The organism is Pseudomonas sp. RA_5y_Pfl1_P24, from assembly GCF_963970945.1.
In the GTDB taxonomy this organism is placed as follows: domain Bacteria; phylum Pseudomonadota; class Gammaproteobacteria; order Pseudomonadales; family Pseudomonadaceae; genus Aquipseudomonas; species Aquipseudomonas tritici.
In genome coordinates this window covers 114,227-135,745 of the sequence record NZ_CAXAOJ010000001.1, presented here as the reverse complement: position 1 = coordinate 135,745, position 21,519 = coordinate 114,227, and the positions used below count along the sequence as shown (strand labels likewise).

Here is a 21,519-nt window from a genome sequence, read left to right as displayed (position 1 = left end):
TTATTCTTTAGAGCGAGGCTAGTCGGCAAAGCTGCGATCAAAGAAGTAGATCTCCCCAGGCTTCAAAACCTCCACCGTCGCCTGGGGCCGGCCGCCTTCGCCATTCTTCTTGCGCCCCGTCTCGCGTAAATACCGTGCCTCAGTCAGCTTCAACAAACGCTGGCGAATACTGGTCTTCAACACCGGGCGCGCGAGCACCAGGGAAAAGATCGTGGTCGCTTCGGGCGCGCTGAATTCATCGCCCAGGAACATCAACGGCAAGCTGCTGTACAGCGACTTGGAGAACAAGCGTTCCTGCACGGCGGCCACGATGCTGTTGTGATCGAACGGCAGCTTGATGCTCCCGTCCGCAACCGCCGCCAGCGAAAACCAGCCCTGATGCTCACCCAGCGTCACTTCATCCGTGGCAATCGCCAGGTAGTACGTGGACGACGACCAGCACCGCGGATCACGAAACGCATCCCCCACCGTGCCCACTTGCTCGCTCCAGGCCAGGTCCAGGCCGACCTTGTCGCTTGCACGCAAACGCTCCACCGCATCCTGGAGGCTCAGATCTTGCACGCCGCCATTCACCACTACGCCGGGTAACGCCCAATGCCCAGCGAACGGTTCGGCTTCGCGCTTGTTCAGCAGCAGTTGCAATTGGCTGGAGGTGCGGCAGTAAAACAACACACACAGGTCGACGGTATGGAGGTAGGCGCTAAGTGTCATGTGACGTCCTTCTAAACAGCGGTGGGCACAGTCTAACGAATCGAACAGATATGTCATGTACTGGCTCCAGGATAGATAAATAAATGTTTCTTGCAATGAAAGTACATGACGTGTACTTTTTTTTCAGGCCACAGGAGAGCTGCCATGACACTCGCGAAAACTGCCATTGCTTCATTCGACGTCGACGCCCAGAAGAGCTTTACGCCGCTGTGCCCCGCTGAGTTACCAGTGGCCGGGGGCGACCAGATCGGTGCCGAGCTGAACTTCATGGCAAGCCTCGCCGGCCACCGTGTCGGCAGCAAGGACGCCCACACCCCGCACGCGCCCTGGGTGGTCACCCAGCACAGCGAGATGCTGCGGCCCACCGGCCTGGCCCATGCCGATGTGACCTGGGTGAGCCACTGCGTACCCGGCACCGAAGGCTTCACCTTGCTCGACGAGCTGCCCACCCCGTATGACTACGATTACTTCATCTGGAAAGGCGTCGAACCCGACCTGCACCCCTACGGCGCGTGTTACCACGACCTGCACGACAAGCTGTCCACCGGCGTGATCGAGTACCTGAACGCCACAGGCGTCAGGCGTGTGATCGTCGGCGGCCTGGCCCTGGACTACTGCGTCAAGACCACCGCGTTGCAACTGCTCAAGGCCGGCCTGGAAGTGGTCCTGCACCTGCCGGCGTGCCGGGGTATTACCGAGGAGGGCGGCGTACAGGCCGTCAGTGAGTTGCTCAAGGCCGGTGCCGTCATCAGCAGCACCCGCGAAGAACTGGCAGCACAGGCCGCGCGTTAAGGAGACACACCATGGAAAGTGCATACGACTACGAATCCCCGGTGATCCAGGGTTTGCTCGACACTGACTACTACACCTTCACGATGATGCAGGCGGTGTTGCACCAGCACCCCAACGTTGATGTGGAATACAACTTCATCGTGCGAGCCAAGGAAAAGCTCGGCCACTTGATCCCGCAACTGCGCGACGAGCTGGAGAAGCTCGCGGGCCTGCACATGCGTGAGGGCGAATTGCGCTTCTTGTTTAACCCGCGTTTTCGTGAGTACCTCACGCCTGATTACGAGCGCTTTCTCGGCCTGTTCCGCTTCAACCTGCGTTATATCCACGTCAGTGAGGTCGACGGCCAACTCAACATCCGCGTGGTCGGCCCGATGCTGCATTGCATCATGTTCGAGCAACCGGTACTGGCGCTGGTCAGCGAGCTGCGCAACCGCGATAAATACCCCGACGTGACCCTGGAAGACATCACCCGCAAGCTCTACCAGAAGTTCGACTGGCTGGAGAAAAACCTCAGCCGCGATGAGCTGGCCGACTTGCGCGTCTCCGATTTTTCCACCCGCCGGCGCCTGTCGTTCAAGGCCCAGCGCGAAGTGATCGACATCATGCGCCGCGACTTCCCCGGCCAGTTCGTCGGCACCAGCAACGCGCACCTGGCCTACGAATTCGACCTGCCGCTGATCGGCACCATGGCCCACCAGTGGATGATGGTGCACCAACAACTGGGCCGGCTGCGCGAAAGCCAGAACGCCGGCCTGGAAAACTGGGTGCGTGAATACCGCGGCCGCTTGGGTATTGCCTTGACCGACACCATCAGCACCGACTTTTTCCTCAAGGATTTTGACCTGTACTTCGCCAAACTGTATGACGGGCTGCGCCAGGACTCCGGCGACCCCATCGTCTGGGCCGACAAAGTCCTGGCCCGCTACAAGCAACTGGGCATCGACCCGATGACCAAGGACCTGATGTTTTCCGATGGCCTGAACTTCAAAAAATGCCTGCCGATATTGCGCCACGTGCGCGGCAAGGCCAAGTTCGGTTTCGGCATGGGCACCAGCCTGGCCTGCGATGTGGAAGGCGTCGAACCGCTGAGCATCGTGATGAAACTGGTGCGGGTGCACGGTGAACCGGTGGTGAAGTTCTCGGATGACCCGATCAAGAACGTTTGCGAAGACGCCTCGTTTTTGCAGTACGCGGCAAAGGTGTTCAATGTCGGTAGCGTGGAGGTGTGACATGCAAAATCGTATCGCGCAGGAACTGAACATCAATCGGCAACTGGTCAAGGGCGGTGAAACCAAGGAAATTCAACGGCGCATCGGCTTCATCAAGACCACCTTGCGCAGCGCCGGCTGCACGGCCCTGGTGCTGGGCATCAGCGGCGGCGTTGATTCGCTGACGGCTGGCCGTCTGTGCCAATTGGCCGTCGAACAACTGCGCGCCGAGGGTTACGCCGCGCGCTTTATCGCCATGCGCCTGCCCTATAAAACCCAGGCCGATGAAAGCGACGCCAAGGCTTCCCTGGATTTCATCACCCCGGACCATATCGACACGCTGAACATCGCCGCCAGTGTTGACGGCCTGATGGCCAGCCTGACCGCTACCGACGCCAGCGCCAGCCATGTTGACTTCATCAAGGGCAACGTCAAGGCGCGCACGCGGATGATCGCGCAATACGCCGTGGCCAATTTGCACAATGGGCTGGTGGTCGGTACGGACCATGGCGCGGAAGCACTGATGGGTTTTTTCACCAAATTCGGCGACGGCGCCTGCGACCTGGCACCGCTGTCGGGCCTGACCAAAACCCAGGTGCGCCTACTGGCCAGCGCACTGGGCGCGCCTGATAACCTGGTGCACAAGCATCCCACGGCCGACCTGGAGGAACTGGCGCCGGGTAAGCCGGATGAGCACGCGTACGGTTGCTCTTACGCAGAGATCGATGCGTACCTCATGGGCGAACCCGTGAGTGAGCGGGTGAGGGCAATCGTAGAGGGGGCGTCCAGCAAGACAGCGCACAAACGCTCGCTGCCTATCACTCCTGCGTGATCCTTCCCCAGCCGTCCACGGGAACCGTTTTCGCGCTCATGGCCACAGATGGAATGTTGATCCAGCGCGCAGTCGATTTGGGTTGGCTGTTATCGATTCCAGTATCTGAGGTCTTGCTATGTCCTATGTAAATCTTCGTCAGGAAACCCCTTATTGCGGTGATTTCAGCGCTCGTTGCGAGCAACCCAAGGCACCTTCTGATAAGGCTGGTTGGCGTGTACCCAACTCAGTGGTTGCTCGGGATTTCGCTGATAACTTTGAATACTTCCAGAGTTCTGACAGCGGGTTTGTGACACAGCAATCCCTTCTGCACGCGGCTAACCGCCCACTGAACGGAGATCCGTTTCATGATCGGATGACGTTTTTGGCAAGGGAGATTCTCCAGCGGCCTGAATTGAACGGCATGCTTGACGGGATCAACCACGGCGGTTCATCAGATGGGTTGATCAGCCCGAGCGACGCGGACCAGACCGTTGCTTACGTCGAGCAGCAGGAAGCACCTCCGGTGCGGGAATTCCCAGGGCGCTACAGCGGCGTCATGCAGCGCCAGCGTTTGGAAAACCAATATGCACCTCAGGCCGATTGGCAACAGCCCTCCATGTCTGCGCCGCACTACGCTCATAAAAACCAATGGGACGGCTCGATGTCACTGTCGGGGCAGCGTCCTTATGCGAACGACAGCAAGCAAGAGCTTCTCAACAAGATACTGGCTCGTTTCAGTTCATTTGAAGATCCAAACTCCCCCGGTTTGATCACCGACAAATCACTCAATGCGGTTGCCAGCGGTTATCACTTGGATGGTCGGCCCGCCACGGGAGCCGAGATGGCGCTGGCCAATGAGCTGCTTGAGCGTGGAGAAGTGTTCAAGGAGCTTGATCAAAGCGGCATGGGCGTGCTCGATGGGGCGTTCTCCAGGGATAACCTGGCTTACTCGTCGGACAAGTACCGGAACATGGATAACCACGACCTGATTCAGGGCATAAAGGATAACTTCAGGCAGTTTACTGCCGGCGCAGACGATCAATATGTCAACGTCAATGAACTGAAGGAGGCGGCCGGTCTAACGCCATCGAATCGTACGTTCAGCCCCGAAGCACGGCAACTTGCAACTGAGCTGCTCAACCGTCCCGGGCTTTTGCGCGAGCTGGATATTGGCGTTAACAGCCAGGGAGGGGCGGGCTACGAGGACAAACGTTTCGATATGGCTAACATCGACGAGATACTCAAAAACGGGCACGCGCCAGTTGGATGAGGGTTTCAACGCGCCTGCAAGAACAATTGTGGCCGGCCCGCAACGTGATACCTGCGTTCAGGCCGTGGCTGTTTCATGCCTGACCCTGCAGATGAAACGCCAGTAGCACTGCCTGCCAGGTGGTTGAGCCCGAAAGCACAGGAAGATGGGATCCACTTGCGGTATAACCTTCGCACGCTTTAGTGATCCGAGGCCCCGTTTTTCATGCAAAGCCCTTTGCAACGTCCGCTCTGGCAGATCTACCTGATCTTTCTGGCACCGATGGTGCTGTCCAACTTCCTGCAAAGCTTTTCCGGCACCCTCAATGGCATCTACGTCGGTCAAATGCTCGGCACCCAGGCGCTGGCAGCGGTGTCGGGGATGTTTCCCATCGTGTTCTTCTTTATCGCCCTGGTGATTGGCCTGGGGGCGGGTGCCTCGGTGTTGATCGGCCAGGCCTGGGGCGCCCAGGAAACAGGGATGGTCAAGGCGATTACCGGCGCCACCCTGACCCTGGGGGCGCTGGTGGGTATGATCGCCGCGGTGCTGGGCAGCCTGTTTGCGCGCCCGGCCTTGCAGGCGTTGGGCACGCCGATTGATGTGCTCGACGATGCGGTCGGTTATGCCCAGAAAATGATGCTGATCATGCCGTTGCTGCTGGTGTTCATTCTCTACACCCAATTGCTGCGTGGCGTCAGCGATACGATCTCGCCGCTGCTGGCACTGATGGTCTCGACCTTGGTCGGCCTGCTGCTGACCCCGGCGCTGATTCGCGGCTGGATTGGCTTGCCGCCGATGGGTATCCAGAGCGCGGTGTATGCCGGACTGGTAGGCAACGCCCTGGCAATGCTGTTTTTGATCTTGCGCCTGCGCCATAAAAACCATGTGATGGCGCCGGATCGCGAACTGCTCGCGGCCTTACGCCTGGACCGCGTGATTTTAGGAAAGGTCTTGCGCATAGGCCTGCCTACCGGCTTACAGATGGTGGTGCTGTCGCTGTCAGAATTGGTCATTCTCGCCCTGGTTAACGGCCATGGCTCCCAGGCCACGGCGGCGTATGGCGCGGTGACACAAATCGTCAACTATGTGCAGTTTCCGGCACTGTCGATTGCCATCACCGCGTCGATCCTCGGTGCGCAGGCCATTGGCGCCGGGCGCCTGGAACGCATCGGGCCGATCCTGCGCACGGGCTTGTTGATCAACACCTGCCTCACTGGCGGCCTGATTGTGCTGGGTTATGTGCTGTCCCACTGGTTACTCGGCCTGTTCATCACCGACGACGCGGCACGGATCAACGCCGAACACCTGCTGCACATCATGTTGTGGAGCATCCTGGTGTTCGGCTTTCAGGCTGTGATCGGCGGGATCATGCGCGCCAGTGGCGTGGTGCTGATGCCGGTCACGATCTCGATTTTCTGCGTGCTCTGCGTCGAGTTGCCGATCGCTTACCTGTTCAATGCCCATTTCGGCCTGGAAGGGGTGTGGATGGCGTTTCCGGTGACTTACCTGGCAATGCTGGCATTGCAGACCGCGTATTACCGGTTGGTCTGGCGGCATAAGCAGATCAAGCGGCTGGTGTGAGGTACAGGCCGCGCAGCAATAGCTCCAGGCCCTGCAAGCCTTGCTCAAGTCGCTCGCCGGGGTGTTCTTCGCCCCGACCCTGATCGTGGCCATGGCCCTGGTGGAGCAGATCGTGCCCGCCAGTCGCCTGACCGAAGGCATGACCTGGCTGATCACCGGCCTCAGCATCGGCGTGGCCATAGGCGCCGCCAGTTCCGGTTGGATGATCGACCACTTTGGCGCCACCAGCGGGTTCTGGATCGCATGGGTGGCGGGGGCTGTGGTGCTGGGCTCGGCGGTGTTGGGGTATCGGCGCCTGGGGTGATCAGCCGACCGCTGGGCTAGCGTCTGCACTGTGATGCTGCAGAAACTCGTGCAACGCCTGACGGGTCAGGTCATTGAGCGTCACCTTTTTACGGGTCGCCGCCAGCGCCGCCGCCAGATGCAGGTCATGGCCGACCCGGACATTGAAGGAACCTTTGCAAGGTTTCTCTGGTGCCTGCCCCAGGGTCTGGCAGGTGGCGAGGTAATCATCCACCGCCTCACGAAAGGCCGTGTCCAGCTCGGCGACGGTTTTCCCTTCGTAGCTCACCAGCGCCTTGATGAACAAAACCTTGCCGAACAGGCAGTTGTCTTCGAGGCTGGCTTCGATGGAGCCGATGTAGCCGTTGTGTTTCAGTTGGTTGTTCACTGAATCAGCTCTCCTGATCTCAATTGTTAGATGATCTGGCGTCGAATGTAGTGTTTCAGTTCGTTGCCAGGGTGAGGCTTGTGCAAGGTGATCATTGCACTGGGGTCGCCGATGTCGAACTTGACGCGGCTTCCGGCCCCTTCAATCTGTGTGTAGCCCAGCCGACGCAACAGCGTGACGAGTTCGGACCAAGTAAATGTCATTTGCTCGTTGAGCAATTTGGTGAGCAGCTTTTCATTTTTGGACACGGCGTTCCCTGCGTGTAACTAAATGTAGTTGCAAAAAGTGGTGTTCGTCAATGCTAGCTTGTGTTCGGGCGGTCTTCCCGAGATTGATGTAACCCTTGATGACACCGTGCTCCGCGCCTGCCACCGCCCGCTAATTTTTCCCTGTCCGGTTCGTTTTATAGGGACGACGTGCCTTTGTGCTTCCTGCCTATTGCTCCGGACTCCAAGAAATGAATGCTGAAGACTCCTTGAAACTTGCTCGCCGGTTTATCGGGTTGCCCCTGGAAAAGCGCCGATTGTTCCTGCAGGCCTTGCAGAAAGAAGGCGTGGATTTTTCCCGGTTTCCGATTCCAGCAGGGGTGGAGGCGCAGGATCGCCAGGCGTTGTCCTATGCGCAGCAGCGCATGTGGTTTCTTTGGCAATTGGACCCGGCCAGTGGCGCCTACAACCTGCCGGGTGCGGTGCGACTCAAGGGCGCGTTGAGCCTTGGCGCGCTAGAGCAGGCGTTTGCCAGCCTGGTCGCGCGCCACGAAACCCTGCGTACGGTGTTCCAGCGTCAGGCAGACGAGCGCCTGGTGCAGGTGCCGGCTGATACGGTGCTGACCGTCGAGCAACGGGACCTGAGCCACCTCGCTGCCGCCGAGCGCGAACAGGCCGTCAACGAAGCGGCGACCCGTCAATCGCTGCTGCCGTTCGACCTGGAAAACGGTCCGCTGCTGCGCGTGCAATTGCTCAAGCTCGGCGCACAGGAGCATGTGCTGCTGTTGACTCTGCACCATATCGTCTCCGACGGCTGGTCGATGAACGTGCTGATCGACGAGTTCATCCGCTGCTACGACGCCCACGAGCGCAACGAAACCCCGCAACTGCCGGCCTTGCCGATCCAGTACAGCGACTACGCCCTGTGGCAGCGCCGCTGGCTGGAAGCGGGTGAGCAGACGCGCCAACTGGATTACTGGCAAGCGCGCCTGGGCGATGAGCATCCCGTGCTGGAGCTGCCCACCGACCGCCCGCGCCCGGCGATGCCGAGCTACCAGGGCACGCGCCACAATTTCGCGATTGAACCCGAACTGGCCGCACAACTGCGCACTTGCGCGCAAAAACACAATGTCACCCTGTTCATGCTGTTGCTCGGTGCTTTCAACGTATTGCTGCATCGTTACACCGGGCAGGGCGATATCCGCGTTGGCGTGCCCATTGCCAACCGCAACCGGACTGAAGTCGAAGGGTTGATCGGCTTTTTCGTCAACACCCAAGTCTTGCGCACCGAGTTGACCGGGCAAACTCGTATCAATGAGCTGCTGCAAGGCATCAAAGAGCATGCCTTGGGTGCGCAGGCCCATCAGGATCTGCCGTTCGAGCGTCTGGTAGAAGCGCTCAAGGTCGAGCGCAGCCTGAGCCATACGCCGCTGTTCCAAGTGATGTACAACCACCAGCCGGTGGTCGCTGACATCGCAAGCGTCAGCACTGCCTCCGGCCTGAAGCTGGCGTTGGTGGAATGGCAAGGCCGCACCACCCAGTTCGACCTGACACTCGATACCTATGAAAAGTCCGGCACGCTGCAGGCCGCGCTGACCTACGCCAATGACCTGTTCGACGCGTCGTCTATCCAGCGCATGGCCGCGCACTGGATCAGCCTGTTGCAGTCCATGGTGGGCGACGGTGAGCAGCGAATCGGTGAATTGCCGATGCTGGCCGCGCATGAACAGCAGGTGTTGATCCAAACCTGGAACCAGACCGCCGAGGTATATCCGACTGATCGCGGCATTCATCACCTGATCGAAGACCAGGTACGGGCTACGCCCGATGCGCCGGCGCTGCTGTTTGGCGCTGCCACGCTGACTTACGCTCAACTGGATGCGCGTGCAAACCAACTGGCGCATGCCCTGCGCGCGAAGGGCGTTGGCCCCGACGCTCTGGTGGGGATTTGCATCGAGCGTTCCATCGAAATGGTGGTCGGCCTGCTGGCGATTCTCAAGACGGGTGGCGCCTACGTCCCGCTGGACCCTGAATACCCCCGGGAGCGCCTGGCCTACATGGTCGAGGACAGCTGCATCCAGTTGTTGCTCAGCCAGCGTAGCCTGTTGCCGTTGCTGCCTGCCGATGGCATTCAGGTGATTGCCCTGGACCAGCCCGCCGGCTGGCTCGATGGCTACCGCACTGAAGCGCCAAACGTCAGCCTGCACGCGTTGAACTTGGCCTACGTGATCTACACCTCCGGCTCCACCGGCAAGCCCAAGGGCGCCGGCAACAGCCACCGTGCGCTGGTCAACCGGCTGTGCTGGATGCAACAGGCCTATGGCCTGGACGCCAGCGATGCGGTGCTGCAGAAAACCCCGTTCAGTTTCGACGTGTCGGTGTGGGAGTTCTTCTGGCCGTTGATGACCGGCGCGCGCCTGGTCGTCGCCGCGCCCGGTGAACACCGTGAGCCAGCGCGCCTGATCGAGACCATCGCGCAGCACCGCATCACCACCTTGCACTTCGTGCCATCGATGCTCCAGGCGTTTATCCATGAGCCGGGGGTGCAAGCCTGCAACAGCCTGCGACGCATAGTGTGCAGCGGTGAAGCCTTGCCGCTGGATGCGCAGTTGCAAGTGTTCGCCAAGTTGCCACAGGCCGGTCTGTTCAACCTCTATGGTCCGACCGAAGCGGCCATCGACGTTACCCACTGGACCTGCATCGACGAAGGCGCCGACAGCGTGCCTATCGGCCGGCCCATCGCCAACCTCGGCACCTATGTGCTCGACGCCCAGCTCAACCCTGTTCCCACTGGCGTCAGCGGCGAGCTGTACTTGGGCGGCACTGGCCTGGCGCGCAGTTATCATCGACGACCGGCGCTCACCGCCGAGCGTTTTGTGCCGAGCCCCTTCGGTGAAGGCGCACGCCTTTACCGCACCGGCGACCGCGTGCGCCAGCGGGCCGACGGGGTAATCGAATACCTTGGCCGCCTCGATCACCAGGTCAAGTTGCGCGGCCTGCGGATCGAGCTGGGTGAAATCGAGGCGCGCCTTATGCAGCACCCATCGGTGCGTGAAGCCGTGGTGCTGGTGCAGGGCGCCAAGCAGTTGGTGGCCTATCTGGTGTTGGAAGGCGCCGCGCCGCGCGACCTCAAGGCCTGGTTGCTCAGCAGCCTGCCGGAATACATGGTGCCCACCCACATGGTGCCCCTGGACAAGTTGCCGGTGACTGCCAACGGCAAGCTTGACCGCAAAGCTTTGCCATTGCCGGACGCCACCCCACAGCAGGCCTATGTCGCGCCGGAAAATGACCTGCAAAAAGCCTTGGCGGCGATCTGGAGTGATGTGCTCGGCACGCCGCAGATCGGCCTGGAAGACAACTTCTTCGAACTGGGCGGCGACTCGATCATCTCCATCCAGGTGGTCAGCCGTGCGCGCCAGGCGGGTATTCGCCTCAGCCCGCGAGACCTGTTCCAGTACCAGAGCGTGCGCAGCCTGGCGCGGGTGGCTGCCTTTGAGCAGGCAACCGTTATTGAACAAGGGCCAGTCATCGGCGAGGTGATCCTCACCCCCGTGCAGCACTGCTTTTTCGAGCAGGCGATCCCGGCGCGTGAGCATTGGAACCAGTCGTTGCTGCTGACCCCACGCGAAATCCTTGAGCCTGCGCGCCTTGCAGCGGCCTTGACCCAGTTGATCAACCACCACGACGCCCTGCGCCTGCGCTTTGTGCAACACGCAGAAGGCTGGCAGCAAACCCATGCCGAGCCGGTGACAACCGCCGAGTTGTGGCAAATCCAGGCCGCCGACGACACCGAGTTGGCCGCACTCTGCGATAGCGCCCAGCGCAGCCTCAACCTTGAACACGGACCCATGGTGCGCGCGGTGCTGGTCGCGATGGCCGAGGGTACCCAGCGCCTGCTGCTGGTGATCCATCACTTGGTGGTGGACGGCGTGTCGTGGCGCATCCTGCTTGACGATTTGCAACAGGCTTACCGCAACGCCGCACTGCCGGCCAAGACCAGCGCCTACCAGCTGTGGGCGCAGCAATTGCGGGCCCATGCGCAGACGCTGGACGATCAACTGCCGTACTGGCAGGCACAAACTGCGAGCGCCGATCTGCTCTGCGACAACCCTCAGGGCGGCCTGCAAAACCGCCTGGGCACCACACTCGAAATCCGCCTCAGCGCCGAACACACCCGCCAACTGCTGCAAGACGCCCCGGCGGCCTATCGCACCCAGGTCAACGACCTGCTGCTGACCGCCCTGGCGCGGGTCATCAGCCGCTGGAGCGAGCAGCCTGCCGCGCTGATCCAGTTGGAAGGCCATGGTCGTGAAGACCTGTTCGACACGCTCGACCTGAGCCGCACCGTGGGTTGGTTCACCAGCCTGCTCCCGGTGCGCCTGCAGGCCGAGGGTGAGTTGTCGGCGGCGATCAAGTCGGTGAAGGAGCAACTGCGGGCCGTGCCGCACAAAGGTATCGGCTATGGCCTGCTGCGCTACCTCGGCGCACCCGCGGCGCGTGACGCCTTGTCGAATCAGGCGGCGCCGCGCATCACCTTCAACTATCTGGGTCAGTTCGACCGCCAGTTCAACGAGGCGGCGCTGTTCGTTCCGGCTGACCAGGGCAGCGGTCAGGCCCAGGACCCTGAGGCACCGCTGGCCAACTGGTTGACGGTGGAAGGGCAGGTGTACGGCGGTGAATTGGCCCTGCGGTGGGGGTTTAGTCGTGAGATGTTCGAGGTGGCGACTGTTCAGCGCCTGGCGGATGATTACGCGGCTGAACTCCAGGCCCTGATCGAACACTGCTGCACCACGCCCACGGGGCAGGTCACACCCTCGGACTTCCCGCTGGCGCGCCTGACCCAATTGCAACTCGACGGCTTGCCTATCGCGGGGCCAGCCATTGCCGATGTCTACCCGTTGTCGCCCATGCAGCAGGGCATGTTGTTCCACACCTTGTACGAGCCCGAGGCAGAGGCTTATATCAACCAGTTGCGCCTGGATATCGAAGGCCTCGACCTGTTGGCGTTCGGCCGTGCCTGGCAAGCCGCGCTGGACCGTCATGACATCCTGCGCAGCAGCTTCCACTGGCTTGGCCTGGACAGTGCCCATCAAGTGATCCAGCGCCAGGTGGATGTGCAGTTGCACGTGATCGAAGACGTCGCCGCCGACGTTGACGCGCTTGCTGTCGCAGAGCGCGAGAAGGGTTTTGCGCTGAATGCGGCGCCGTTGTTTCGCTTGATGCTGGTGCGCGGTGCCGGCCGTGCCTGGCACCTGATCTTCACCAGCCACCACATCCTCATGGACGGTTGGAGTAACGCCCAGTTGCTCGGCGAAGTGATCGCCCATTACGCCGGGCATAACGTGCCGGCACCGCAAGGGCAGTTCCGCGATTACCTGGGCTGGTTGCAACAGCAAGCGTCGGGCGAGGTATTCTGGAAAGCCAGTCTGGCGCCGTTGCAGGCACCGACTTTGCTGGCGCAAGCCCTGCGTGTGCCGGCCGACGGCAAGGGCATGTCAGACCATCATGTGGTGCTGGACAGCGACTTCACCCGCGCCCTCGGCGAGTTTGCCCGCCATCAGAAAGTCACCCTCAACACGCTGCTGCAAGGGGCCTGGAGCCTGTTGCTGCAACGCTACACCGGCCAGGCGTGCGTGGCGTTCGGTGCTACCGTCGCCGGCCGCTCGGCGCCGTTGCCGGGGATCGAACAGCAACTGGGCCTGTTCATCAATACGCTGCCCATTGTCAGCGCCGCCGCGCCGACCCAGGCGGTGGCCGACTGGCTGAGCGAGCTGCAAGCCCTCAACCTGAGCCTGCGCGACCACGAACATGTGCCGCTCTATGACATCCAGGGTTGGGCGGGCCAGCAAGGGGCGGCGCTGTTCGACAGCTTGTTGGTGTTCGAGAACTTCCCGGTGGCGGACGTCTTGAAGCAGGGCGCGCCTGCCGGTCTGACGTTCGGTCGTCTGCATAACCATGAGCAGACCCATTATCCGCTGACTTTGGGCATTGAGCTGGGCAGTTGCCTACGCCTGGAGTTCGGCTATGACCAGGCGCGCTTCAGCGCTCGGCAGGTCGCTCAATTAAGCCGCAACCTACGTCACCTGCTGGTGCAGATGCTGGCTGATGCTCAGGCGCCCGTCGGCAGCCTGCGTCTACTCGACCCAGCTGCACGGCGCGACATCCTTGCCCTGAGCCAGTCGCCTAGCGCGGCCCAGCGTCATCTGCGCGTGCACGAACGCATTGCTGCCCAGGCCGACGTCACACCCGACGCGCTGGCAGTGCAGGCGAGCGATACACGCCTGAGCTACGCCCAACTCAATGATCGCGCCAACCGTCTTGCCCATCGCCTGCTGGAACTGGGCGTTGGCCCAGGCCGGCGCGTCGGCCTGGCCGCACGACGTGGTCCACAGTTGATCGTCAGCCTGCTGGCGGTGCTCAAGAGCGGCGCCGCCTACGTGCCGCTGGACCCGAACTATCCTGGCGAACGCCTTGCCTACATGCTGACTGACAGCCGGCTCGACCTGCTGCTCAGCGAGACCGGGCTGCTGGCCGACCTACCGTTGCCCCAAGGGCTGGTGCGCGAGGAGTTCACCGCGTCCGGCGAAGAACTGGCACGCTACCCGTCCACCAATCCCGCCAACCACGCCGCAGCCGCCGACCTGGCGTATGTGATCTACACCTCGGGCTCCACCGGGCTGCCCAAGGGCGTGGCCATCGACCATGCCGCCCTTGGCCAGTTCTGCGACAGCGCCGAGGTCTACAGCAGCTTGAGCGCGGCAGACCGCGTGCTGCAATTCGCCACGTTCAGCTTCGACGGCTTTGTCGAGCAATGTTACCCGCCGCTGTGCGTGGGCGCGGCGTTGATCATGCGTGGTGATGAGCTGTGGGACGCTGGGCAGTTGGCTCGAGAGATCGTGCAGCAGGGCGTAACCCTCGCGGACCTGCCGGCCGCCTACTGGTATTTGCTCGCCAAGGAGTGCTCCCTCGACCCGCGCCCCCTGGGCAACCTGCGCCAAGTGCACGTGGGCGGCGAGGCGATGTCAGTGGAAGGGCTGCGCGCCTGGTACGCGGCCGGTCTGGGCGACGTGCGCCTGGTCAACACCTACGGGCCCACCGAAGCGACCGTGGTGTCCAGTGTGCATGACTGCCAGTTGGCGGACGCCAGCGATGCGTTTGGTGTGCCGATTGGCCGGGCCATCGAAGGTCGCTCCTTGTATGTGCTGGACAGTGGTTTTGAATTGCTGGCCACCGAGGGTGTGGGCGAGTTGTGCATCGGCGCCCAATACGGTTTGGCCCAATGCTACTTCGACCGCCCGGCGCTGACTGCCGAGCGCTTCCTGCCGGACCCGTTCTCCGCCGTGCCTGGTGCGCGTCTCTACCGCAGCGGCGACCTGGCCCGTTACACCGAGGCGGGTGCGCTTGAGTACGTCGGACGCATCGATCATCAAGTGAAGGTCCGCGGTTTCCGGGTTGAAATGGGCGAGATCGAAGCCAGCCTGCAAGCCTTGCCGCAGTTGCGTGAAGCCGCCGTCATCGCGCAGTCGAGCGCGACAGGCACGCAATTGGTGGCCTACGTGGTACCCGTTAAAGGGCAAGCGTTGGAAGCGTCCGCATTGGCGAACAATTTGCGCCAGTCGTTGCCGGACTACATGGTGCCGGGGCATTGGGTCATCCTCGATGCGTTGCCGTTGAACAGCAACGGTAAGCTGGACCGTCGTGCGCTGCCGACACCGGACTTGAATCAGGCACGCCAGGCCTACGTGGTGCCGCAAAATCCCCTGCAAATCCAATTGGCCGCCATCTGGCAGGCCGTGTTGCAGGTGGAGCAGGTAGGGCTCAACGACCACTTCTTCGAGCGTGGCGGCCACTCGTTGCTGGCGACCCAGGTCATTTCCCGGGTGCGCCATGACCTGCAACTGGAAGTACCGCTGCGAGCCTTGTTCGAACAACCGACATTGGAGGCCTTCGCAGGCGTTTGCGCAGAGTTGCAGGCGACAACTGCGCTGCCGCTGGTGGCGGTGACGCGTGATCAGCCGCTGGCACTGTCGTTCGCACAGGAACGTCAATGGTTCCTTTGGCAACTGGACCCGACCAGCGCCGCCTACCACGTGCCGAGCGCGCTGCACCTGCGTGGGCGCTTGGACGTCGCGGCACTGGAGCAGGCGCTCCAGGCCCTGGTGCAGCGCCACGAACCGTTGCGCACTACCTTTGAGGAGGACGGTGAGCACACCTGGCAGGTGATTCACCCAAGCCTGCCGATGCCGATCGAACAACAGCGGGTCGCCGCTTCGGCCATCGAGCACGCGGTGGCGCAGGAAATCCAGCGTCCCTTTGACCTGGTCGCTGGCCCGCTGATGCGCGTCAAATTGCTCCGAGTTGAGCCGGAGCACCATGTGCTGGTGATTACCCAGCACCACATCATTTCCGATGGTTGGTCGATGCAAGTAATGGTCGACGAGTTGGTGGCGCTCTATGCGGGGCAACCCCGGTTGCCTGGGTTGCCGATCCAGTATGCCGACTACGCGCAGTGGCAACGCGACTGGATGGCCGCCGGTGAAAAACAGCGTCAACTCGATTACTGGCGCATGCGCCTGGGGATGGAGCATCCGGTGCTTGAACTGCCGCTGGATCACCCGCGGCCGGCGGTGCAAAGCCACCGTGGCGCACGCAGGCAAGTGCATTTGGACAATGCGCTGGTGGCCGACCTCAAGGCCTTGGCCCTGCGCCAGGGTGTGACGTTGTTCGTGCTGCTGCTGGCGTCTTTCCAAGTGTTGCTGCATCGCTACAGCGGCCAGTCGCAGATCCGCGTGGGCGTACCGATCGCCAACCGCAATCGCTTGGAAACCGAGCGTCTGCTCGGCTTCTTCGTTAACACCCAGGTGTTGCAGGCTGACATGCACGGGCAGATGGCGTTTGATCAATTACTCGTCCAGGCCAGGCAGCGTGCCCTGGAGGCTCATGCCCATCAGGAACTGCCGTTCGAACAGTTGGTGGAAGCCCTGCAACCGCAGCGCAGCCTCAGTCACAATCCGTTGTTTCAGGTGATGTTCAACCATCAGGACAGCTTGCGGGCAGCCCCGGTGCAATTGCCTGGCCTGGCGTTGCAACCGGTGGATTGGTCGGGGCACAGCACCCAGTTCGACCTGAGCCTGGAGACCGAAGAATCCGCCGAAGGCTTGTGGGCATCTCTGACCTACGCCACCGACCTGTTTGACGCAGCAACTGTCGAGCGCCTGGCCGAACATTGGCAAAACCTATTGTGCGCCGTGGTGCGCGATGCGTCCCGGGCCGTTGATGAGCTGATGATGCTCAGTGCGCCGCAGTGGCAGCAGATGCTCGAAACCTGGAACGACACCGCCGTCGACTACCCCCGCGAGCGTTGTGTGCATCAGTTGTTCGAAGCCCGGGCCCTGGCACAACCACACGCCCTGGCGCTGCAATTCAATGGTCAAGCCCTGAGCTACGATGAACTCAACCGTCGCGCCAACCGCCTGGCCCATCGCTTGATCGCGGCGGGTGTGGGTCCGGACGTATTGGTGGCGGTGCATGTCGAGCGTTCTCTGGACATGGTGGTCGGCCTGCTGGCGACGCTCAAGGCAGGTGGCGCCTATGTGCCGCTTGATCCGCAATTCCCGGCGGATCGCCTGGCTTTCATGCTCGAAGACAGCCGCTCACAGGTCCTGCTGACCCAGCCACACTTGATCGGTCACCTGGCGCACCGGCACTGTGTGCAGGTATTGATGGTCGACGCCGCCGACGCTGCCGAGCACAACCCGCAGGTCGAGGTCACGCCGGAACACCTGGCCTATGTGATCTACACCTCCGGTTCCACCGGCAAGCCCAAGGGTGTGATGGTACGCCACCGGGCGCTGTGCAGCTTTACCTGCGGCATGGCCGATACTCTGGACTTCGGCATTGACGCACGGATGTTGTCACTGACCACCTTCTCGTTCGATATCTTCGCCTTGGAACTGTACGCGCCCCTGACGGTGGGTGCCACGGTACTGCTGAGCGGCCAGGAACTGGCCCTCGACCCGGAAGCAATCATCGACCTGGTGCACAGCCAGTCCGCCAACGTGCTGCAAGCGACGCCTTCGACCTGGCGCATGCTGATGGAAAGCCCACGTGCCCGGTTGCTGCACGGTATCAAGAGCCTGTGCGGCGGTGAAGCGCTGCCGGCGAACCTGGCTCAGCGCATGCTCGACCTGCAAGGTCCGCTGTGGAACCTTTATGGTCCCACCGAGACCACCATCTGGTCGGCGGCCCATCGTCTGCACGACGCACAGCCTTTTGTCGGGCGACCTATCGCCAACACCACGTTCTTTATCCTCACTGCCGGGTTGACACCAAGCCCGGTGGGCGCTGCTGGTGAACTGCTGATCGGCGGTGTCGGCCTGGCCCGTGGTTACCACGAGCGCCCCGCGCTGACGGCCGAGCGCTTTGTGCCCAACCCGTATGGTGCGCCAGGGGAGCGCCTCTACCGTACTGGCGACCTGGCCCGCTACCGTGCAGATGGCGCGGTGGAATACATTGGCCGCGTCGACCATCAGGTCAAGGTGCGCGGGTTCCGCATTGAACTCGGCGAAATCGAAGCCTGTTTGCGCGAGCATGCCGGCGTGCGCGAAGCCGTGGTTCTGGCCGATAACGACCGCTTGATCGCTTACCTGGTCAGCTCGGTACCCGACACGGTAGAGGCCTACAAGGCGGCCCTGCGCGAGCGCCTGCCGGACTACATGCTGCCGGCGCACCTGGTGTTCCTCGACAGCCTGCCCCTGACCCCCAACGGCAAGCTCGACCGTAAGGCTTTGCCGGCAGTGGACGCTGCGCGTTTGAGCAAAGGCAATGTGGCGCCAGTCACACTGCGTGAACAGCAGGTCGCGGCGATCTGGGCCGAGGTGCTGGAGCTGCCGCAGGTCGGCCTTGACGATCACTTCTTCGAGCTCGGCGGGCATTCGCTGCTGGCCACCCGTGTTGTCTCGCGGGTTCGCCAGGTGCTGGCGCTGGAAGTGGCGCTCAAGACCCTGTTCGAACATCCGCGGTTGGAGGACTTCGTTCGGGCGCTGGGCGAGGAGGGCGTGGTTGCTCCTGCGTTGCTCAAGGCTGACCGCAGTCAACCGCTGCCGTTGTCCTATGCCCAGGAGCGCCAATGGTTTCTCTGGCAACTGGACCCGCAAAGCACGGCGTATCACATCCCCAGCGCATTACGTTTGAAAGGGCTGCTCGACCTGCCTGCTCTGCAATGCAGTTTTGACACCTTGCTGGCACGCCATGAAAGTCTGCGCACCCATGTGCACCAGGACGCTGGCGGCGCGGTGCAGGTGATTGAAGACTCGGGCCTGATTGAGATCAGCCTGCTCTGCACCGAGGAAGATGGCCTCAAGGCGCGGGTCGCAGAAGTGGTTGCGCAGCCATTCGACCTGCTGCGCGGGCCACTACTGCGGGCCAAGTTGCTGCGTCTGGCTGTTGATGACCACGTACTGGTGCTGGTGCAGCACCATATCGTCTCCGATGGCTGGTCGATGCAATTGATGGTCGAGGAACTGGTCCATTTGTACGCTACCTTCAACCAGGGGCGGATGCCCGACTTGCCCGCCTTGCCGATCCAATACGTCGATTACGCCCTGTGGCAGCGCAACTGGATGGAGGCCGGTGAGAAGGCTCGTCAACTGGCGTACTGGCAGGCCCAACTGGGTGGCGTACAGCCGGTGCTGGAGCTGCCTTTCGACTACTTGCGCCCGGCGGTACAGAGCCAGCGTGGCGCACGCCTGGGCATCGAGCTGCACCCTGAGCTTCTGAGCGGCCTGCGTCAGTTGGCGCAGAACGCCGAGATCACCTTGCCGATGGTATTGCTGGCATCCTACCAGGCGTTGTTGCACCGCTACAGCGGCCAGGAAGACGTGCGCGTGGGCGTGCCGATAGCCAACCGCAATCGCCTGGAAACCGAAGGGCTGATCGGCTTTTTCGTCAACACCCAGGTGCTCAAGGCCGATATCCATGGGCAGATGAGCGTTGTGCAACTGTTGCAGCAAGTGCGCCAGCGTTCCCTGGAGGCCCAGGCCCATCAGGACTTGCCGTTCGAGCAATTGGTGGAAGCCTTGCAGCCTGAGCGCAGCATGAGCCTGAGCCCGCTGTTCCAGGTGCTGTTCAACCATCGTGTGACGTCAGCCAATAACCACCTGCAGCGCCTCACCGAACTGGATGTCGAGGTGCTGAGCTGGGATGAAGGCGTGGCGCAATTCGACCTGGCGCTGGATGTGGAGGAAAGCCAGGCGACGCTGCGTGCCTCCCTGAGCTACGCCACAGACCTGTTTGCCCCTGCCACGATTGAACGCATGGCCGGCCACTGGCAGAACCTCTTGCAGGCAATGGTTGCCGATCAACAGCAACCCATCAGCCAACTCAACCTGCTGGGCGAGGATGAGCAACAACACATCCTTCGGTTGTGGAACCAGACTGACGCCGGCTTCTCGGCCGAGCGGCTGGTGCACGAATTGGTAGCCGACCGCGCCCGGGAAACCCCGGATGCAGTCGCGGTGAAATTCGACACGCAAACCCTGAGCTACGGTGAATTGGACCGCCAGGCCAACCGCCTGGCCCATGCGCTGATCGCCCGTGGTGTCGGCCCGGAAGTGCGCGTGGCAATTGCCATGCCGCGCAGTGCCGAGATCATGGTGGCGTTCCTCGCGGTGATGAAAGCCGGTGGCGTGTACGTGCCGCTGGATATCGAATACCCGCGTGACCGCCTGCTGTACATGATGCAGGACAGCCGTGCCCGGTTGCTGCTGACCCACACCAGCGCCTTGCAGCAACTGCCGATTCCCGAGGGGCTGGACAGCCTGGCGATTGATCGCACCGAGGAGTGGGCGGGGTTCAGCGACACTGACCCTCAAGTGAAGCTGGATGGCGACAACCTGGCCTATGTGATCTACACCTCCGGCTCCACCGGCATGCCCAAAGGCGTGGCGGTGTCCCATGGCCCGTTGGTGGCGCACATCATTGCCACCGGCGAGCGCTATGAAACCTCGCCCGCCGATTGCGAACTGCACTTCATGTCGTTCGCCTTCGACGGCTCCCACGAAGGCTGGATGCACCCGCTGATCAACGGCGCCAGTGTGTTGATCCGCGATGACAGCCTGTGGCTGCCGGAATACACCTACCAGCAAATGCACCGTCACAACGTGACCATGGCGGTGTTCCCGCCGGTGTACCTGCAACAGTTGGCCGAGCATGCCGAGCGTGACGGCAACCCACCGAAGGTGCGCGTGTACTGCTTCGGGGGTGATGCCGTTGCCCAAGCCAGCTACGACCTGGCCTGGCGCGCGCTCAAACCCACTTACCTGTTCAACGGCTACGGCCCGACGGAAACCGTGGTCACGCCCTTGCTGTGGAAAGCCCGCCGTGATGACCCATGCGGTGCCGTCTACGCACCGATCGGTACATTGCTGGGTAACCGCAGCGGCTATGTGCTGGACGCACACCTCAACCTGCAACCTATCGGCGTGGCCGGCGAGCTGTACCTGGGCGGCGAGGGCGTAGCGCGGGGTTATCTGGAGCGACCGGCGTTAACGGCTGAGCGCTTCGTGCCGGACCCATTCGGCAAGCCGGGCAGCCGTGTGTACCGCAGCGGTGACCTGACCCGTGGGCGTCCGGATGGCGTGGTGGACTACCTCGGCCGCGTCGACCATCAGGTGAAAATCCGTGGCTTCCGTATTGAACTGGGCGAAATCGAAGCGCGCCTGCGTGAGCAGGACAATGTCGGTGAAACCGTAGTGGTCGCCCAGGACGGCCCGACCGGCAAACACCTGGTGGCTTATGTGGTGCCGGCAGACGGCAACCTGGCCAACGAAACCGAGTTGCGCGACGTCCTGCGCCGCGCCCTGAAAACCCGTCTGCCGGACTACATGGTGCCGACGCATTTCATGTTCCTGGTGCAAATGCCGTTGACCCCCAACGGCAAGCTCGACCGCAAGGGCCTGCCCGAGCCGGATGCGAGCCTGTTGCAACAGGCCTATGTGGCCCCCGAAACCGAGCTGGAACAACAGATCGCCGCGATCTGGGCCGATGTCCTGCGCCTACCGCAAGTGGGCCTGAACGACAACTTCTTCGAGGTGGGCGGCCATTCCCTGCTGGCGATTCAGATCACCTCGCGGGTCCAGGCCGAACTGGGCCTGGAAGTGCCCCTGGTAGAAGTGTTCCAGACCGAAACCCTGCGTGCCTACGTGCAGGCCGCTGCCACCTTCCGTGCCGGCAGCGCGGAAGACTTTGATGATCTTCGTGACTTTTTGAGCGAACTAGAGGCGATTTGA

At 62.0% G+C, this 21,519-nt stretch carries 9 protein-coding genes and 1 pseudogene; 7 read left to right on the top strand and 3 right to left on the bottom strand.

Annotated features, from left to right (window positions below; genetic code table 11):
* Positions 1-18 precede the first annotated feature (18 nt).
* Positions 19-711 carry an NUDIX hydrolase gene (locus tag AACY30_RS00535; RefSeq protein WP_339467309.1) on the bottom strand — a complete coding sequence of 231 codons (693 nt, stop codon included), beginning with the start codon at positions 709-711 and terminating at the stop codon, positions 19-21.
* Between the two features lie 144 nt (positions 712-855).
* Here AACY30_RS00535 and AACY30_RS00530 point away from each other — a divergent pair, with 144 nt between their 5' ends.
* The 6 genes and pseudogenes from AACY30_RS00530 to AACY30_RS00505 form a co-directional block, all read left to right on the top strand.
* On the top strand, positions 856-1,503 hold the full coding sequence (locus AACY30_RS00530; RefSeq protein WP_339467308.1) for a nicotinamidase: 648 nt from the start codon (positions 856-858) through the stop codon (positions 1,501-1,503).
* An 11-nt stretch (positions 1,504-1,514) separates the two neighbouring features.
* Entirely contained in the window at positions 1,515-2,732 is a 1,218-nt protein-coding gene (gene pncB, locus AACY30_RS00525) for a nicotinate phosphoribosyltransferase (protein WP_339539382.1), read from the top strand.
* A 1-nt stretch (position 2,733) separates the two neighbouring features.
* Positions 2,734-3,543, top strand: coding sequence for an ammonia-dependent NAD(+) synthetase (gene nadE, locus AACY30_RS00520; protein WP_339539380.1), 810 nt, complete (start codon positions 2,734-2,736; stop codon positions 3,541-3,543).
* Positions 3,544-3,661: 118 nt separating this feature from the next.
* Positions 3,662-4,795, top strand: a complete 1,134-nt coding sequence (locus AACY30_RS00515; protein ID WP_339467305.1) for a hypothetical protein — start codon at positions 3,662-3,664, stop codon at positions 4,793-4,795.
* Between the two features lie 204 nt (positions 4,796-4,999).
* Positions 5,000-6,355, top strand: a complete 1,356-nt coding sequence (locus tag AACY30_RS00510; protein ID WP_339467303.1) for an MATE family efflux transporter — start codon at positions 5,000-5,002, stop codon at positions 6,353-6,355.
* A 52-nt stretch (positions 6,356-6,407) separates the two neighbouring features.
* Positions 6,408-6,659 (top strand): annotated as a pseudogene (locus AACY30_RS00505) (MFS transporter); the annotation flags it as partial.
* On the opposite strand, the gene AACY30_RS00500 reads toward AACY30_RS00505, so the two are convergent.
* A complete protein-coding gene (locus tag AACY30_RS00500; RefSeq protein ID WP_339467301.1) occupies positions 6,660-7,025 on the bottom strand; it encodes a type II toxin-antitoxin system HicB family antitoxin in 366 nt (121 codons plus the stop codon). It abuts the pseudogene before it with no gap.
* 26 nt (positions 7,026-7,051) lie between these two features.
* Positions 7,052-7,273, bottom strand: a complete 222-nt coding sequence (locus AACY30_RS00495; protein ID WP_339539379.1) for a type II toxin-antitoxin system HicA family toxin — start codon at positions 7,271-7,273, stop codon at positions 7,052-7,054.
* 209 nt (positions 7,274-7,482) lie between these two features.
* On the opposite strand from AACY30_RS00495, the gene AACY30_RS00490 reads away from it, so the two are divergent.
* Positions 7,483-21,519: a non-ribosomal peptide synthase/polyketide synthase gene (locus AACY30_RS00490; protein WP_339539378.1), complete on the top strand. Its 14,037-nt coding sequence runs from the start codon at positions 7,483-7,485 to the stop codon at positions 21,517-21,519.

Excerpts from the sequence above, each read along its gene's own strand:
- AACY30_RS00510 (WP_339467303.1), top strand. The coding sequence starts at position 5,000 with ATGCAAAGCCCTTTGCAACGTCCGCTCTGGCAGATCTACCTGATCTTT.
- AACY30_RS00535 (WP_339467309.1), bottom strand. The coding sequence starts at position 711 with ATGACACTTAGCGCCTACCTCCATACCGTCGACCTGTGTGTGTTGTTT.
- pncB (WP_339539382.1), top strand. The coding sequence starts at position 1,515 with ATGGAAAGTGCATACGACTACGAATCCCCGGTGATCCAGGGTTTGCTC.
- AACY30_RS00490 (WP_339539378.1), top strand. The coding sequence starts at position 7,483 with ATGAATGCTGAAGACTCCTTGAAACTTGCTCGCCGGTTTATCGGGTTG.
- AACY30_RS00530 (WP_339467308.1), top strand. The coding sequence starts at position 856 with ATGACACTCGCGAAAACTGCCATTGCTTCATTCGACGTCGACGCCCAG.
- AACY30_RS00515 (WP_339467305.1), top strand. The coding sequence starts at position 3,662 with ATGTCCTATGTAAATCTTCGTCAGGAAACCCCTTATTGCGGTGATTTC.
- nadE (WP_339539380.1), top strand. The coding sequence starts at position 2,734 with ATGCAAAATCGTATCGCGCAGGAACTGAACATCAATCGGCAACTGGTC.